Genomic DNA, 16582 nt, shown 5'->3' on the forward strand with positions numbered 1-16582 from the left:
TTTTCCGGGGTGTCGCGGGCAGGCGGCGCGGCCCGGCGTCCGTCCCCGCCCGGCCGCCGGCCAGCGCCCCGCCTGCCCCGTCGTACCACCTCCCTCACCTGCCCCTGAACCAGCCCTCTCAGCGCCCCCGCAACCCCGTGCTGATCACCCGCCCCGTCCGCCGTGCGGTCTCCGCGAGCCGTTCCAGGTGGTGGGCCGGGTCGGTGAGGACGCACAGGGCGGCCACGGGGGTGCCGCGCACCCCGAGGAGCGGAACTGCCGCGCAGCACACGCCCGTTACCACCTCCTCCCGGTCGAAGGCGGCGCCGTGCTCGCGGATCGAGTCGGCGTGCCGGGACCAGGACGCGGGGAGCGGCCCCAGCAGCGGTGCCGGAGCCGCCGTGGCGACCAGGACCTTGCCCGCCGCGGTGAACCACGGCCAGGTCATCCGTGTGCCCAGCGGCTCGGGCCGCTGGTCGTCGGGACACCACTCGACCATCAGCGTCTCGCCCTTCCACAGCACGGCGATCCCCACCGTCGTGCCCGTGAGCTGCGCGAGCCGGCGCATCGGTTCCCGCGCGGCGGCACGCAGCCTCGGATGCGGCTGCCAGGCGCTGCCGAGGCGGAACATCCTCGGGCCGACCCGGTAACTCCCGCCGCACCGCTCGACCGCGCCCAGGTCCGCGAGCTGCTCCAGCAGCCGGTACGCGGTGGTCTTCGGCAGCCCGCAGTCGGCCGCCAGCCGGGTCGGCCCCGCCTCCACGGCCCGCTCCACCGCCTCCAGCAACGCGAAGGCGCCCTCCAGTACGCTCCGTCCGCCGGCGTTCCCCGTGGCGGCCGGTAAGGTCTCCGGCCGCCGTACCGGCACCCGTGCCCCGGGTGCCATCACTCCTTGTGCGGTCACACGTCTCGCCCCCGTTTGCCTGTTGCGCAGCCGCCAGGCGACGGCCCAGCCGTCGTGCCGGGACGGGACGCGGTCGGCGGCCCGTCCGTTCCCCAGCAGATTCGCACCGGTGTGTGACCGGAAACCTTGTCGAAGGCTTGTCGCGCCGCGTACACGTCTGTGAAAAAAAGGAGGAGGCTCTGTGCGGGGGGAGGCACACACCATGGTGGACGTGCAGTTGCTCGGGCCGGTGGAACTGTCGGCGGAGGGGCGCGCGGTGGAGGTGGGCCCACCCCAACGCCGCACCGTGATGGCCGCGTTGGCCGTGGACGTCGGCCGGCCCGTCGCCGTCGACGTGGTCATCGAGCGGGTCTGGGGCCCGCACGCCCCCGACGGAGCCCGCGGCGCGGTGCACGCCCATGTCGCCCGCATCCGGCGGATGTGCGAGCAGGCCGCCGAGAGCGCGGAAGAACCCTTATTACTCGTGCGCCGTTCCGGCGGCTACCTGCTGGAGGCCCGCCAGGACCAGGTGGACGTGTACCGCTTCCGGCAGTTGGTCGACCAGGCACGGGCGGCCGGGTCGGCCGAACCCTCGCGGGCGGTGCTGCTGCGCGAGGCCCTCGACCTCTGGCGCGGGGAGCCGCTGTCAGGCCTGAACGGCGAGTGGGCGGCCCGCATGCGCGAGGCCTGGCGGCGCCAGCACCAGGACGCCGCCGTCGGCTGGGCCCGCGCGGAACTGCGGCACGGCGATCCCGCCGCCGTCATCGGCCCGCTGACCGGTCTCCTCGGCGAGTACCCGCTCGCCGAACCCCTCGCCGAGGCCCTGATGCGGGCCCTGCACGAGACCGGCCGCAGCGCCGAGGCCCTCGACTGCTACGCCGCCGTCCGCAAGCACCTCGCCGAGGAACTGGGCACGGACACCGGCCCGGCGCTCCGTCAGCTCCACCAGTCGATCCTGCGCGGCCACCGCTCCGATTCGTCCCCACACCCGGAACCGGCCACGGTGTCACGCCGGCCCGAGCCACCGGCGGTCGTACGACAGACCGAGCTGCCCGCGCAACTCCCCATGGCGATAAGGGGATTCACCGGCCGCGACGCCGAACTCGCCCGCCTCGCCGCGATCCTGGCCTCGGCCGAGGGCGAGTCCGCCGCCGTGGTCATCTCGGCGGTGTCGGGCATGGCGGGCGTCGGCAAGACCGCCCTCGCCGTGCACTGGGCGCGGAGGGTCGAAAGCGCCTTCCCCGACGGGCAGTTGTACGTGAACCTGCGCGGGTTCGACCCCCAGGGATCGGTGGTGCAGCCGACCGAGGCCGTACGCGGCTTCCTCGACGCGCTCGGGGTACGGCCGGAACGTGTGCCGCCCGGTCTTGAGGCCCAAGTCGGCCTGTACCGAAGCCTGTTGGCGGGGCGGCGGATGATGGTCGTCCTCGACAACGCGCGGGACGAGGAGCAGGTCCGCCCGCTGCTGCCGGGCGCCGTCGGCTGCATGGCGCTGGTGACCAGCCGCAACCGGCTCACCGGGCTGGCCGCGACCGAGGGCGCCCATCTCCTCGCCGTGGACCCGCTGACACCGGCCGCCGCCCGGGCTGTCCTCGCGGAACGGCTCGGCGCGGGCCGGGTCGCCGCCGAACCGGCGGCGGTCGCGGACGTCGTCACCTGGTGCGCCGGACTGCCCCTCGCGCTGGCCGTGGTCTCGGCCCGCGCCGCCGCCCAGCCGCACCGGCCGCTGGGCACCCTCGCCGACGAACTCCGGGAAGCGGGCGGCCGGTTGGACGCCCTGGACGGAGGCGAGGAGTCCAGTCAGGTACGGGCGGTGTTCTCCTGGTCCTACAGCGCCCTCAGCTCCGCAGCCGCCCGACTGTTCCGGCTGCTGGCACTGCACCCCGGCCCCGACCTGGACCAGCGCGCGGCGGCGGCCCTGGCCGGAGTACCGCCCGAACGTGTCCGGCCGCTGCTCGCCGAACTCACGGGCGGCCATCTGCTCGTCGAGCACGTACCCGGCCGGTACGCCTTCCACGACCTGCTGCGCGTGTACGCCGCCGAACTCGTCAGCACGTACGACGACCAGTGGGAACGCCGGTCCGCGCTGCACCGGATGATGGACCACTACCTGCACTCCGCGCGGGCCGCCGACGTCCTGGTCACCCCGCAGCCCAACCCGGTGGAGGCGCCCGCTCCCAGAGCCGGCGCGAACGCGGTCGCGTTCGAGGACTACGGCCGGGCACTGGCCTGGCTCGCCGCCGAGCACCCGGTGCTGCTGGAGATCGTGCGGCAGCCCCAGCCCGGCTTCGACGGCCATGTGTGGCGGCTGGTCACCGTACTGACCACGTTCCTCGACCGGCACGGTTACTGGCAGGCGCTGCTGACCGCCGGGCACCAGGCGCTGGTCGCCGCCGAGCGGGAGGGTTCCCTGGCCGGTCGGGCGGGTGCCCACCGGGGACTCGCCCTCGCCCTGGACCGGTTGAAGTGCCCCGAACCCGCCCGCGAGCACTACCTGCGGGCACTCAAACTCTTCATCGCGGTCGGCAGCGACGCGGGCCAGGCCAGGACCCACCAGCACCTCTCGCGGATGTCGGGGACGCAGGGCAACTCCGGACTCGCCCTGGAACACGCCTACTTGAGCCTGGAGCACTACCGGGCGGCGGGCGACCGGGCGGGCCAGGCGGCGGCGTTGAACCACATCGGCTGGCGGCAGGCACACCTCGGCGACCACCTCCGCGCGCTCGGCCACTGCGAGCAGGCCCTCGAACTCGCCCGGGCGGCAGGCGACGTCGACGGACAGGCCCACATCTCCGACAGCCTCGGCTACATCCACCACCAACTGGGCGGCTACCAACAGGCGGTTGACCGCTACCGGCAGGCGGCCCAGCTGTTCCACGCGACCGGCGAACGGCACAGCGAGGCCGCCTGTCTGATCTGCCTCGGCGACAGCCACCGCAGCGCGGGACAGTCCGACGCGGCCCACGAGGTCTGGTCCCGCGCACGCGCCCTGACCGTCGAACTCGGCCTGCCCGCCGACGATCCCCTCCGCACCGCACTGCGGGACCGGAACGTGACGTAGCGGCAGCGGCTCTCACCTCACCTGCTGGATGCGGGCGTCGCCTCCCGCACCGGAACCCTGGCGCGCGACCGGAGACGGAGGCTGAGGGCGATGCCCGCGGCCGTGCAGGAGCAGGTCAGCCACCACGTGGAGTGCCAGTCGCCGGTGCGGGTGGCCAGCCACGCGGCGACGGTGGGGCCGAGGAAACCACCGGCGTTGAACAGCTGCTGGATCAGGCCCATCGTGGCCGGAGCCGACCCACCGGCCGGCGTCAGCTCACCGATCATGCGCAGCAGGGTCGCCGGTATCGCGCCACCGGTCAGCGAGAACACCGTCACGCACACGAACTGCCCCGCACTGCCTGCCGGGAGACCGTTCCAGTCGACGGCGAAGGCCGGCACGGAAGTGACGGCCATGACGACGAAAGCGGGGACGATCAGCAGCCGGGTGGGCAGACCGCGCCGCATGAGGGCCGCCGTGCCGATCGAGCCGACGGCGTTCGCCGCACCGACCACGGCGCTGAGGACACCCGGCCAACCGCCCGTCATCCCGCCGTCGCGGTAGATCGTCGGCAGGAACCCGACCACCGCCATCCACGGCAGCGTGTAGCACGCGAAGACGAGCCCGGCGGTCCAGGGAGCGGAGGCCCGCACGGTACGGCCGATCCGCGTGAGGCCGTCCGCCGCTCCGCGCACTCCGCCCGCCGCGTCACGCGGCACCCGGGCCAGGACCCACGGCAGTGGCGCCAGCGCGAGCACCGCCATGCCCCACCACCACACCCGCCACGACACCACCTGGAGCACCAGCGCGCCGACGACGAGCCCGGCGAAGGTGGAGATGCCCTGATAGGCACCCCAGAACCCCATCGCCGTGGTGAGCCGCCCGGGTGGGGCGGTACGGCGGATCAGCCCCGGCCCGGTCACCGCCACCAGGATGAAACCCGCCCCCTCGACCGCCCGCGAGACCAGCAACGGCGTCGCCGACCAGGCGAACCCACCGGCGGCCGAACCGAGGCACAGCAGAACCAGCCCACCGCTCAGACAACGCCGCTCACCGACCGTCTCGGCCAGCAGCGAGACCGCAAGTCCCCCGAGCATCCCGGCCAGTTGGACGATTCCGAGCAAGGTCCCCGCCTGCACCAGGCTCAGCGACAGATCGTGCCGCAGGAACGGCACCGCGGGCGGCACCTTCCACACCTGCAGCCCGGCGGCGACCCCGGCGGCCACGACGACGACCCAGGAACGAGTGGTACCGGTGGGGTGCGGCCTCAAGGTCATGGCGGGCGGTCCTTCAGAAGGGCGGGGCGTGAAACGGCCCACCACCTTGACCACAACGAGAGGCATACGCGCAATACAACTCGGATCCAGTGCGACAGTTGCTCAATGACCTGAGTATCCGGTGGCAGAATGCGCACCATGACGCTCATGGACTCGCTGGACGCCCGGATCGTCCTCGCCCTGGACGACGACCCCGACGCGACGATCCTCGCCCTGGCGCAGACCCTGGGCGTGGCCCGGAACACCGTGCACGCGCGGCTGCGGAGGATGGCCGCCGACCGTGCCCTCAAACCCGTCAGCCGGCGCGTCGACCCCGCCGCTCTCGGGTACGGCCTGGTGGCCTTCATGTCGCTCGCGGTCAGCCAGGCCGAACCCGAGGGCGTCCACGAGGGGCTGCTCGCCCTCCCCGAGGTCATCGAGGTGCACTACACGACCGGCGACGCCGACCTCCTCGCGCAGGTCGTCGCCAAGGACACCGCCGACCTGCACCGCATCACCAAGGCGATCCTCGCCATCGACGGGGTCGACCGCACCAGCACCGCCATCTCCCTGGCCGAGGTCATCCCGTATCGGCCACGTGCCCTGCTGAACCGCCTGGCCGACGGGGGAACCGCCTAGAGGTCCAGCTCCAGCACCGGGGACACACGGCGGATCCCGCGGGACCTCAGACCGTCCTGCCGCGCAGCGTCTCCTTCTTCGCCCGGTTTCCGCAGGTGCCCATGGAACACCAACGGCGGTTCCCGGGGCGGGAGATGTCCAGGAACAGGGCGCCGCAGGCGGGGCCCGCGCAGGTGCGGAGGCGGGCCAGCGACGGAGAGGTGACGAGGTCCAGGGCGTCGCGGGCGACGAGGGCCAGCGTGGCCCGGACGGGGTCGTCGGTGTGCTGGGTGAGCTGCCCTGTCGAGGTGAGGCGCGGCACGGGAACGGCGTGCGCGGCAGCCGAGTTGACCGTGTCGCGGGAGCGGGCGTCGGGCGTCCGGCCGGCTCGCGCGTCGGTGAGCAGGGTGTGGACGGCCTCCCGCAGCGCACGCGCGTCCGCGGCATCGGGGCGCCCGGTGACGTCGGCGCACGGGCCGCACTGCCGCACCCACGCCAACACGGCCTCGGCGTCCGGGAGTTCCTCCACCACGTCGGGCGAACCGCGGTGGCGCAGGGTGCGGACGAAGTCCAGGCACAGGCGCCCGGCGCCCTGACGGAAGCGGGGAGTTGCTGACACGCGCCCACCCTACCCCCGTGGAACCGGTTTAAGTGGTGCCACGGAACAGGCTCGCCTGCTACCGTCGCCCGAACCAGTCAAACCGGTTCTCGCGTGAGGTGTGTCCGTGCCCCGCTGGGTGATCCTCGTCCTGTCCCTCGCCTGCGGTGTGGGCGTTTCGGCCATCTACTTCCCGCAGGCGATCAGCTCGCTCGTCGCCGCCGACCTGGGTGTCTCCACGGGCTCGGCGGCCCTCGTGGTCACCGCGGCGCAGTTCGGCTACGCGGCCGGCATCTTCCTGCTCGTGCCCCTCGGCGACCGGCTGCCGCACCGGCCCCTGATCGTCACCCTGCTCACGCTCACCGCCGCGGGACTCCTCGCCGCGAGCGCCGCGCCCTCGCTCCCGGTGCTCGTCGTCGCCAGCGCGGTCACCGGCGTGACGACCGTCGTGCCGCAGATCATCATTCCGATGGCCGCCGGACTCGTACCCGCCGAGCGCCGCGGAGCCGTCACCGGCACCCTTCTCAGCGGCCTGATCGGCGGCATCCTGTTGGCCCGCACCTTCAGCGGCACCCTCGGCGAACGGCTCGGCTGGCGGTCGCCCTACATCGTGGCCGCCGTGGTCGTCCTGATCCTGGCCGCGATCCTCTCCCGGGTCGTCCCGGACACCGAACCGTCCACGCGCCTGAGTTACCCGTCCCTGATAGCCGCGCCCCTGAGCCTGCTGCGCGCCGAACCCGACCTCCGCCGCTCCTGCCTCTACCAGGCCACCGTCTTCGCCGGCTTCAGCGCCGCCTGGACCACGCTCACCCTGCTCGTCACCGGACCGACGTACGGCATGGGCGCCCAGGCGGTGGGCGTCCTCGGGCTGGTCGGTGCGGCCAGCATGTTCAGCACCCCGCTCGCCGGCCGCCTCGCCGACCGCAGGGGCCCCGACAGGGTCAGCCTCCTCGCCATGCTCGGCGCGATCACCGCGGCGGCCGTCCTCGTTCCGGCCTACGGCGGCGGCACCACCGGCCTGCTGACCCTGGCCGCGGGCATGCTGCTGCTCGACGTGGCCGTCCAGTCCGGCCAGGTCGCCAACCAGGCCCGCATCTTCGCGCTGTGGCCCGAGGCCCGCGCCCGGATCAACACCGCGTACATGACCTGCGCCTTCCTCGGCGGCAGCACGGGCTCCTGGCTCGGCGTGCGCGCCTACGACCATTTCGGCTGGCGGGGTGTGACGGGCCTGGTCGCCGCCCTGGCCGCGGTGGCGCTGGGCCGCCACGTGCATCACCTGCGCCGGGTGCAGCGGGGTGGCGCGCTGGCCGCTCCTCACGAGGCGTGAGGCGGCAGGTCGCGAACGGTCAGGATTCGAGAAGCGCGAGTTCACGCGCCCGCACTAGCGTGAGGGACGGGTACGGCACCGCGGCAGCGCGCGCCGGACCGGAAGCGGACGTACCGCTCGAAGCTTGATTGGATCGAGCCAGGCGACGGCCGCCGAGTGATCTTCGGCGGCCGGGCACAACGGAGGGAAGGCACGATGAGCAAGGCCACGAGGACGGACACGCGGTCGTCCGCGCCGCACGCTGCCGACAGCCATGACCTGATCCGCGTGCACGGGGCGCGCGAGAACAATCTCAAGGACGTCAGCATCGAGATCCCGAAGCGCCGGCTGACGGTGTTCACCGGTGTCTCCGGCTCGGGCAAGAGCTCACTCGTGTTCGACACGATCGCCGCGGAGTCGCAGCGGCTGATCAACGAGACGTACAGCGCCTTCGTGCAGGGGTTCATGCCGACCCTCGCCCGCCCCGAGGTCGACGTCCTCGACGGGCTGACCACCGCGATCATCGTGGACCAGCAGCGGCTGGGCGCCGACCCCCGCTCCACCGTCGGCACCGCCACCGACGCCAACGCCATGCTGCGCATCCTCTTCAGCCGCCTCGGCAAGCCGCACATCGGCTCGCCCAAGGCGTTCTCCTTCAACGTCGCCTCGATCAGCGGCGCGGGCGCGGTCACCATGGAACGCGGCGGACAGAAGGTCAAGGAGCGCCGCAGCTTCAGCATCACCGGCGGCATGTGCCCGCGCTGCGAGGGCCGCGGCTCGGTCACCGACCTCGACCTCACCCAGCTCTACGACGACTCCAAGTCCCTCGCGGAGGGCGCGATCACCGTCCCCGGATACACGGGCGGCGGCTGGAACTCCCGTCTCTACAGCGAGTCCGGCTTCTTCGACCCGGACAAGCCGATCCGTAAGTTCACGAAGAAGGAACTCCAGGACTTCCTGCGCCGCGAACCGACCCGGATGAAGATCGCGGGCATCAACATGACCTACGAGGGTCTGATCCCGCGCATCCAGAAGTCGATGCTCGCCAAGGACCGCGAGGGCATGCAGCCGCACATCCGCGAGTTCGTGGACCGTGCCGTCACCTTCACTGTCTGCCCCGAGTGCGACGGCACCCGCCTCAACGAGGGCGCCCGGTCCTCGAAGATCAAGCGGATCAGCATCGCCGACGCCTGCGCGATGCAGATCAGCGACCTGGCCGAGTGGGTCAGGGGTCTCGACGAGCCGTCGGTCGCGCCCCTCCTCGCCGCCCTGCAGCAGGCCCTCGACTCGTTCGTCGAGATCGGCCTCGGATACCTCTCGCTCAACCGCCCGGCGGGCACGCTGTCCGGCGGTGAGGCGCAGCGCGTCAAGATGATCCGGCACCTCGGCTCCTCCCTCACCGACGTCACCTACGTCTTCGACGAGCCCACCATCGGCCTGCACCCGCACGACATCCAGCGCATGAACGACCTCCTGCTCCGCCTGCGCGACAAGGGCAACACCGTCCTCGTCGTCGAGCACAAGCCGGAGACCATCGCGATCGCCGACCACGTCGTCGACCTCGGCCCCGGCGCCGGTACGGCGGGCGGCACCGTCTGCTTCGAAGGCACCGTCGAGGAACTGCGCACCGGCGGCACCATCACCGGCCGGCACTTCGACGACCGGGCGTCCCTCAAGGAGTCGACGCGGAAGCCCACCGGCGCGCTGGAGATCCGGGGCGCCGCCACGAACAACCTCCACGACGTCGACGTGGACATCCCGCTCGGGGTCCTCGCCGTCATCACCGGTGTCGCGGGCTCCGGCAAGAGTTCGCTGGTGCACGGGTCGATCCCGGCCGGGGAGAACGTGGTCTCCGTCGACCAGGGCGCCATCCGCGGCTCCCGCCGGAGCAACCCGGCCACCTACACCGGACTCCTCGAACCGATCCGGAAGGCCTTCGCCAAGGCCAACGGCGTGAAGCCGGCCCTGTTCAGCGCCAACTCCGAGGGCGCGTGCCCCACGTGCAACGGCGCCGGGGTCATCTACACCGACCTCGCGATGATGGCCGGCGTGGCCACCACCTGCGAGGACTGCGAGGGGAAGCGGTTCGACGCCTCCGTGCTGGAGTACCACTTCGGCGGCCGTGACATCAGCGAGGTGCTCGCGATGTCCGTGACCGAGGCCGAGGAGTTCTTCGGCGCGGGCGAGGCGGCCACCCCGGCCGCGCACCGGATCCTGACCCGGCTCGTCGACGTCGGCCTCGGCTACCTCAGCCTCGGCCAGCCGCTCACCACCCTCTCCGGCGGCGAACGCCAGCGCCTCAAGCTGGCCACCCACATGTCCGAGAAGGGCGGCGTCTACGTCCTCGACGAGCCCACCGCGGGACTCCACCTCGCCGACGTCGAGCAACTCCTCGGCCTGCTCGACCGGTTGGTCGACTCCGGCAAGTCGGTCATCGTCGTGGAACACCACCAGGCGGTCATGGCCCACGCCGACTGGATCATCGACCTCGGCCCCGGCGCCGGGCACGACGGCGGCAAGGTCGTCTTCGAGGGGACGCCCGCCGACCTCGTCGAGGCCCGCTCCACGCTCACCGGCGAGCACCTGGCGGCATACGTCGGCGCCTGAGCACCGCGGCCTCAGCGAAGGGTGGCGACCGCCGTGTCGTAGAGGACGCTCTCGGCGCGGTCCCACGACCAGCCCAGCTCGACCACGAGCGTGCGCCACCCGGTAGGGCCGAACCAGTACCACAGGAGGTCACCGGTCTCCTCCGCCGAGCGGGACGGCGGGGGAGTCAGCGTGTGCAGCCGACGGGCGGCGGCGCGCAGCGCGTCCCGGTAGGCGGCCGTCGCCCGCTCCCACAGCTCCTCGCCGTCCTCGTGCACGGGCAGCGCCTTGCGGATCGCCTCGTGCACCGCGAACTGCCCCTCGTTGCCCAGCCGCGTCCCGTGGGCCAGTGCCTTCAAAACCGCCTCCGGGGTGGGCAGTTCGAGCAGTTCCCTCATCGCCTGCTCGTAGCCCGAGGCGAGCACGCCCTGGTCGACGATCAGGTTCAGGATGTCGCTCTTGCTGCCGACGCTCGCGAACACGGTCTTCGAGGCGACCCCGGCCGCCGAGGCGATGTCCGCGACGGTGACCCGCCCGTACCCGCGCTCGGCGAACAGCTCCGTGGCATGCCCGAGGATCAGCGCGCGCGTCCGGGCAGCGGCCTGCTCACGCAGCGGGGACACGTAACGGCGCTTGGTCGGCATCCCGACATCCTACGGGCGATGAATTCAATAGGCGTGCTGTAACCTCAATTGCTGTCGGCCGGCAACACCCCTCATACGCACCTCCCTCGAAAGGGATCACGCAATGGGCATGGACGCCACAGCACTGGCCCACGGGCTCTTCCGCATCCTCGAGACCGGCGATCCGGCACTGGCCGCGGACGTGGTGCACGACGACTTCCACAACCGCGAGTCCGCCGTCTCCCCCTCGGCCTGCGCCCTCCCCGGCCCGGCGGGCGTGCTCGCCTCCAGCGCATGGATGCGCTCCGCCTTCACCGACCTCGCCTTCCCCGTCCAGGACGTCGCCCACAACGACCACCAGGTCTGGCTACGGCTGCGCATGCGCGGCCGTCACACCGGGCCCTTCGTCCGCTTCCGCGACGGCGCGCTCGACCAGGCGATACCGCCCACCGGGCGCGACATCGACTTCGAGCAGATCCACGTCCTCGACCTCCGCGACGGCAAGGTGGTCGGACACGAGGCGGTGCGCGACGACGTGTCCATGCTGGGGCAGTTGGGCGTTTTCCCGCCCAGTCCCGCGGTCGGGCTGAGCATGCTGGTGTGGCGTGTGACAGGGAAGGCGGCGCGGGCCGCGGCGGACGTGACGGCGAAGGCTGCCGAGGCGGCACGGAAGGCCGGTTGACGCGAGGGGGGCGTCAACTGCCGCGTGGGCGACGGGTCGTACGGCCTTCTGGCCGCCGAAGCCCTTCCGGGCCGGTGAGGTGGGCATCGACTGCGCGGAAGTCCGCTCGATGCGGTATCCGGCGATTGTCCCGTGCATATTCAGCCATGCGAAGGGTGTGGCAGGTGCCGCGAAACCCTCCTGCGCACCCGGCGACTTCTGGGCGTCGGGCCGCGTCCGCCGGGGTGGACGGTCGGTATCGGAGGTCTGAACTCCCCATCGTGGTGGGCTTTGTGCGTACTGGTGGCGATGTATCGATTCGGCTAACACCTATCCAGTTTGTGCAGGATATGTGAGCGGCGCGTGATTGAATCATGCACAACTCGGCCTGGTGGCCGGATCTCGACCGTTCGGTTCCCCGTGTCCTGTGGTGTGTCAGCAGGATGTCCGCGCGCTCACGCAGGTCCGTCCACCCGGCCGAGTCGGTACGAACGTGCGGCAGGGGCGGGGGTGGTCGATCCGCGCGCGCCCCTGCCGTGGCGCACCCTGTGTCCCCGCATCCCTCCTGACCGGAGGCCCGAACACGGGCCCGTACCCGGCACGACCCGGCAGCGTCCGCGGTCGGCCGGACGGGAGTGTGCGCACGTCACCGTGCCGGCACACCGAGACCGCGGTGCCGCCCGCCGTCGCGCACGTGAAGGGAACACTCCATGACCGTCATCTCCGCCGAGACCGCCACCGTCTCCGACTTCTACTACGGAGCGGTGACCCCCGTCGCCGCCTATCTGATGGCGTGCCTGGGGGCGGGCCTCGGCCTGCGCTGCACGACCCGTTCGCTGCGCCGCCCGCAGCACAGAGCGCGCTGGCTGGCGCTCGGCGCCGTGTCCATCGGCTGCGGGATATGGACCATGCACTTCATCGCGATGATCGGCTTCAGCGTCCAGGGCGCGCTGGTCAACTACGACGGCACAAAGACACTGCTGAGCCTCGTCGTGGCGATCGCGGTGGTCGCCGTAGGAGTGTTCCTCGTCGGCTACCGGGGCGGCTCGCCGCTCAACCTGGCCGTGGCGGGCACAGTCACCGGGCTCGGCGTCGCGGCCATGCACTACCTCGGGATGGCCGCCATCCACACGAACGGCACCCTCCACTACGACCCCACGACCGTGGCGCTCTCCATAGTCATCGCCGTAGCCGCCGCCACCGCGGCCCTCTGGGCGGCGGTCTCCATCCACGCGCTGTGGGCGAGCCTCGGCGCGAGCCTGGTCATGGGTATCGCCGTGACCGGCATGCACTACACCGGCATGGCCGCCGTCTCCGTCCACCTCACCAACGTGGCCGGGTCCTCGCAGTCCTCCGCCGACCTGATCGCGTTCCTCCTGCTCATGCTCGCCGGCCCGCTCCTGGTGCTCCTCGTCGCCGCCGTCATCGTCATGTTCGACCCCGACATGATGCTCGGCGAGAAGGAGGGACAGGCCCCGGAGCCCGAGGCCGCCGCGCTGTTCGGCGGCGACTCGGTGTTCCCGGAGCGGCAGTCGGCCCAGCCCTCGCAGGGCGGCACCTCCTGGTGACCTGACGTCGGGGGACACCGCGAGGCCGCGAACCGCGGCACGCAACACGCCTGTTGCCGCGTGGCCACCCCGACAAAGCGCCATGTGTCAAGCATTTCGGCCTTGTTCAGAATGAACAGCGGTCGCTTCGGCCCCGCCCTACGATCCCGCACATGCTGATGCGCCGCGCACTACGGATGATCATCGTGCTCGCTGTGGCCCTCGCCGGAGCGATCGGGGGTGGGCTGGGGACGGCACAGGCCGACGGGAATCAGGACTCGACCGGTCGGCAGCTGCTGTTCTACAACCACTCCTACGGGGTCTTCGACCGGGAGACCGCCGACGCCATCGAACACTCCGACTATCTGCGGGAGTTCGCCAACTTCCAGGTCCGCACCACGAGCGGCACCGGCGGCGAGACCTGGACCGGCCGCTACCTGATGGGCCGCGAGACCTACCTCGAACTGCTCGGGATCGGTGATGTCCCCGGCCAGGACGGCACCCTCGGCTCCGCCGGACTCGGCCTCTCGGTCGAGCACGCGGGAGAGCTGGCGACCGTCAAGGACCGGCTGAAGGACGAGGGCGTCACCGAACCCATCGACTTCCTCCAGACCCGCGACTTCGGTGACGGCGTGCCCGTGCCGTGGTTCGACGCCGTCCTCACCACCAGTGAGTACGACGCCTTCGGGGCCTGGGGGATGGAGTACCGCCCCGAGTACTTCGCCGACCCGCGCAGCAACACCGAGCCGCCGAGCTTCCCCGGTGACGTCAGCCGGGAGCGCTACCTCTCCGACGACTACCGCACCCACCTCATGCGCGACGTCACCTCCGTCCGCATCGCGGTCACCGCGGGCGACCTCGCCGACACCGTGCCGTTGCTGCGCGCCGGCGGCTTCACCGTCCGGACCGTGACGGGCGGCGGCGTCGTGGCGCAGGGCGGCGGGACCACGATCCGCCTCGACGTCACCACCCGCGAGCAGGCCGGCTACCGTGAGGTCGATATGTCGCTGAATCACCCCGTGAAGGACCGGCACGTCGAGCAGATCGGCAACTCGACCCTGACCGTCGGCCCCGGCAGCCACGCCGAGTGGACGTTCGCCGTCAACGGCACCAGCTGACCCGCCCCGTACACACAGAGTGCGTGCGCTCCCTCCCCGAGGGGGCGCACGCACCCGCATGTCCGCTTCTACGACGCCGAGTTGGGCCCCGCCTGCGAGGTCTCGGGCGTCCCCGCCGGGGCGGTCGGCCGGTCGGTGGGCGACCGCCCGGGGTCGAGTTCGGGCTTGTGGCCGCCGCGCAGCGCCGAGGCGACCGCGGAGATCAGGGCCATGCCCGCGGCGACGCTGAAGACGATGGTCAGGCCGTGGTGGAACGGCCCGGAGACCAGCTTGGGGAAGAAGGTGTGCCCTGTCAGGACGGCCCGCTGGGCGGCGGAGACGTGCTCCAGGGTGCCGTTCGACGCGAGCAGGTGCTGGATGGGGTTGTTGCCGAGGAACGTGGCGAAGAGCGTGCTCACCGGCGGAAGCGACGCGGCCTGCTCGGCGGCCCCGGTCGGCACACCGTGCGCCTGGAGCCCCTGGCTGAGCGTGTGGGGCAGCGAGGACGCGAGCCCCGACACCATGAGGGAGAAGAACACACCGATGGACAGCGCGGTGCCCGAGTTCTGGAACGTGGACCGCATGCCCGAGGCGACGCCCCGGTACTCGCTCGGCACGCTGCCCATGATCGACGACGTGTTCGGTGCCGAGAACATGCCCTGACCCAGCCCGTTGAGCAGCAGCAGCGCCGCGAACATGCCGTAGTCGAAGTCGATCGGCAGCGCGAGCAGTCCGAGGAAGGACAGCGCCACCACGATCAGCCCGACCGTCGAGAACATCCGCGCCCCGAACCGGTCCGACAGATAGCCCGAGAGCGGCCCGGCGATCAGGAACCCGAGTGTGAGGGGCAGCATGAAGATGCCCGCCCACAGCGGAGTGTCCTCGTAGTCGTAGTCGTAGCCGTGCAACGGCAGCCAGATGCCCTGAAGCCAGATGATCAGCATGAACTGCAGACCGCCGCGCGCGATCGCCGTCAGCAGCGCGGCCAGGTTGCCCGCGGCGAAGGCGCGCACCTTGAACAGGGCCAGGTTGAACATCGGTTCGGCGATGTGCGTCTCGATGTAGCAGAAGGCCAGCAGCAGTACGGCACCGCCGATCAGCCCGCTGAGCACCCACGGGTTGCCCCACCCGGTGGCGCTGCCGCCGTAGGGCTGGATGCCGTAGGTGATGCCCGCGAGGAGGATGCCCGCGCCGGCCGCGAAGGTGAGGTTGCCGAGCCAGTCGATCCGGCCGGGGCGGCCCGCCGAGGTCTCGCGCAGGCTCAGGTACGACCAGATCGTGCCGGTGATGCTGATCGGCACGCTCACCCAGAACACCGCGCGCCAGTCGACGACCGCGAGCAGACCACCGGCGAGCAGCCCGAGGAACTGCCCGGCCAGGGCGGTGATCTGGTTGACGCCGAGCGCCATTCCGCGCTGCCGGGCCGGGAAGGCGTCGGTGAGGATCGCGGCCGAGTTGGCGGTGAGCATCGAACCGCCGAAGGCCTGCACGATGCGCCACAGGATCAGCCACATGGCCCCCGCTCCCGCGCGAAACGGGTCCAGGGACAGCGCGACGGACGCGCACGCGAAGATCAGGAAGCCGATGTTGTAGATCTTCACCCGGCCGAACATGTCCCCGAGCCTGCCGAGCACCACGACGAGCACCGCGGAGACCAGCAGATAGCCCAGGATCATCCACAGCAGATAGCCGATGTTGCCCGGCGCGAGCGGATCCAGGCCGATGCCCCGGAAGATCGCCGGCAGCGAGATGATCACGATCGAGGCGTCCATCGTCGCGATCAGGACGCCGAGTGTCGTGTTCGACAGCGCGACCCACTTGTAGTTCGGCCCCGGGGGAGTGTCCTTACGACGCGCCGAGCGCACCGCGCTCAGCCGCGACGGCCGTCCGCCCCCGTTCCCCTGTCCGTCGCCGGGTATGTGTGCGCGCTCGTTCACAGTCGCTCCGCAAGTCGGTCGAGGAGGGGGAGGGCGGACGCGAGTGTCGCGCGCTCCTGTGCGGTGAACTCGTCGAGGACGGCCCCGAGCCGGTGGACCGACTCGGACCGCCGCTCGGCCAGCATGGCGCGTCCCTCGTCCGTGATCGCCACGATGCTCCGCCGCCCGTCCGCGGCGTCGGGGCTACGGCGGACCAGCCCGCGCTGCTCCAGCACCGCGAGCGTGCTCGCCATGGCCTGCGGGCGGACCCGCTCCGCCTCGGCGAGGGACGTCGGCGACTCGGAGCCGTCGCGGGCGAGCCGGGCGAGCACCGAGACTCCGGAGAGCGACACGTCCCCCACGGCGTGCGCCTGGCGCAGCCGCCGGGTCACCCGGCCCACCGCGAGCCGCAGCTCGGAGGCGAGGCGGGTGGTGTCGTTCGGGCTGTTCACCTTCATGGTTACTAACAGTA

The 16582-nt window shown here is 71.7% G+C and carries 13 protein-coding genes; 7 read left to right on the plus strand and 6 right to left on the minus strand.

Features of this window, described 5'->3' with window-relative positions; all coding sequences use genetic code 11:
* Positions 1-118: 118 nt before the first annotated feature.
* A complete protein-coding gene (locus tag OHT77_RS43065; RefSeq protein ID WP_328833819.1) occupies positions 119-865 on the minus strand; it encodes an IclR family transcriptional regulator in 747 nt (248 codons plus the stop codon).
* 220 nt (positions 866-1085) lie between these two features.
* On the opposite strand from OHT77_RS43065, the gene OHT77_RS43070 reads away from it, so the two are divergent.
* Positions 1086-3923: an AfsR/SARP family transcriptional regulator gene (locus OHT77_RS43070; RefSeq protein WP_328833820.1), complete on the plus strand. Its 2838-nt coding sequence runs from the start codon at positions 1086-1088 to the stop codon at positions 3921-3923.
* Between the two features lie 17 nt (positions 3924-3940).
* Here OHT77_RS43070 and OHT77_RS43075 read toward each other — a convergent pair whose 3' ends face one another.
* Positions 3941-5179: an MFS transporter gene (locus OHT77_RS43075; RefSeq protein WP_328833821.1), complete on the minus strand. Its 1239-nt coding sequence runs from the start codon at positions 5177-5179 to the stop codon at positions 3941-3943.
* 138 nt (positions 5180-5317) lie between these two features.
* Here OHT77_RS43075 and OHT77_RS43080 point away from each other — a divergent pair, with 138 nt between their 5' ends.
* The gene (locus OHT77_RS43080; protein ID WP_328833822.1) at positions 5318-5797 is read left to right on the plus strand and encodes an Lrp/AsnC family transcriptional regulator; all 480 of its coding nucleotides are present in this window, start codon (positions 5318-5320) and stop codon (positions 5795-5797) included.
* Positions 5798-5843: 46 nt separating this feature from the next.
* Here the strand turns inward: OHT77_RS43080 and OHT77_RS43085 are convergent, their stop codons facing one another.
* On the minus strand, positions 5844-6395 hold the full coding sequence (locus OHT77_RS43085) for a CGNR zinc finger domain-containing protein (protein ID WP_328833823.1): 552 nt from the start codon (positions 6393-6395) through the stop codon (positions 5844-5846).
* Between the two features lie 106 nt (positions 6396-6501).
* On the opposite strand from OHT77_RS43085, the gene OHT77_RS43090 reads away from it, so the two are divergent.
* Both OHT77_RS43090 and OHT77_RS43095 read left to right on the plus strand, forming a co-directional pair.
* Positions 6502-7701 carry an MFS transporter gene (locus OHT77_RS43090; RefSeq protein WP_443048187.1) on the plus strand — a complete coding sequence of 400 codons (1200 nt, stop codon included), beginning with the start codon at positions 6502-6504 and terminating at the stop codon, positions 7699-7701.
* A gap of 195 nt (positions 7702-7896) precedes the next feature.
* Positions 7897-10287, plus strand: a complete 2391-nt coding sequence (locus OHT77_RS43095; RefSeq protein ID WP_328833825.1) for an excinuclease ABC subunit UvrA — start codon at positions 7897-7899, stop codon at positions 10285-10287.
* Positions 10288-10298: 11 nt separating this feature from the next.
* On the opposite strand, the gene OHT77_RS43100 is transcribed toward OHT77_RS43095, so the two are convergent.
* Entirely contained in the window at positions 10299-10910 is a 612-nt protein-coding gene (locus OHT77_RS43100) for a TetR/AcrR family transcriptional regulator (RefSeq protein ID WP_328833826.1), read from the minus strand.
* Between the two features lie 109 nt (positions 10911-11019).
* Between OHT77_RS43100 and OHT77_RS43105 the strand changes: the two genes are divergently transcribed.
* From OHT77_RS43105 to OHT77_RS43115, 3 genes are all read left to right on the plus strand, one after another.
* Positions 11020-11571 (plus strand): ester cyclase, encoded by a 552-nt coding sequence (locus OHT77_RS43105; RefSeq protein ID WP_328833827.1) that lies wholly within the window; start codon positions 11020-11022, stop codon positions 11569-11571.
* A 689-nt stretch (positions 11572-12260) separates the two neighbouring features.
* A complete protein-coding gene (locus tag OHT77_RS43110; protein ID WP_328833828.1) occupies positions 12261-13118 on the plus strand; it encodes an MHYT domain-containing protein in 858 nt (285 codons plus the stop codon).
* Positions 13119-13294: 176 nt separating this feature from the next.
* The gene (locus OHT77_RS43115) at positions 13295-14215 is read left to right on the plus strand and encodes a DUF5829 family protein (RefSeq protein ID WP_328834493.1); all 921 of its coding nucleotides are present in this window, start codon (positions 13295-13297) and stop codon (positions 14213-14215) included.
* 68 nt (positions 14216-14283) lie between these two features.
* On the opposite strand, the gene OHT77_RS43120 is transcribed toward OHT77_RS43115, so the two are convergent.
* Positions 14284-16131 (minus strand): MFS transporter, encoded by a 1848-nt coding sequence (locus OHT77_RS43120; RefSeq protein WP_443048188.1) that lies wholly within the window; start codon positions 16129-16131, stop codon positions 14284-14286.
* Positions 16128-16568: a MarR family winged helix-turn-helix transcriptional regulator gene (locus tag OHT77_RS43125; RefSeq protein WP_328833829.1), complete on the minus strand. Its 441-nt coding sequence runs from the start codon at positions 16566-16568 to the stop codon at positions 16128-16130. Before OHT77_RS43125 ends, OHT77_RS43120 begins: the two co-directional genes overlap by 4 nt.
* Positions 16569-16582 lie beyond the last annotated feature (14 nt).

The sequence above is a fragment of the Streptomyces sp. NBC_00252 genome (genome assembly GCF_036187565.1).
Classification (GTDB): domain Bacteria; phylum Actinomycetota; class Actinomycetes; order Streptomycetales; family Streptomycetaceae; genus Streptomyces.